This is a genomic window from Acetomicrobium sp. S15 = DSM 107314 (assembly GCF_016125955.1).
GTDB classification, from domain to species: Bacteria; Synergistota; Synergistia; order Synergistales; family Thermosynergistaceae; genus Thermosynergistes; species Thermosynergistes pyruvativorans.
The window spans coordinates 1-402 of sequence record NZ_JADEVE010000255.1 but is presented as its reverse complement, the minus strand read 5'-3'; the positions used below and the strand labels follow the sequence as shown (position 1 = coordinate 402).

Genomic DNA, 402 nt, shown 5'->3' with positions numbered 1-402 from the left:
ATTATTTCAAGAAATACGGTGTAGATACGCGAGGCGTGCGTTATCCGGGCGTAATTTCGAGCAGTTCCATGCCTGGCGGGGGAACCACCGATTATTCCACGGAGATATTCTACGCTGCCCTGACCCAGAGACGTTATACGGCTCCCTCAAGAAGCAACCGATTACCTTTCTTAAAGAAGGCATCTAACAGTACAGCCAAATATAGCCAGCCCTCGCTTGTGGGGTGTTGCGTTATGTCGCCTACCCAGAGTGTATTGGGCGCGTCTGCCTCGAAGTTTCTCTCGACGAAGGGGGCAGCCTCGCGCGCTTTGTGGCCAGCGTTATGGCTAAAAGCGGCCAGCCTGCGGCTTTTCCTGTGAAGGCTGTGGAGCGTTTGCCCAGCGGCGATTATTTGGTCAGGCT

1 pseudogene is annotated in these 402 nt (G+C 54.2%); it reads right to left on the bottom strand.

What is annotated here, in order from left to right:
* Positions 1-133 precede the first annotated feature (133 nt).
* Positions 134-402: pseudogene (locus EZM41_RS07125) on the bottom strand (hypothetical protein); the annotation flags it as partial.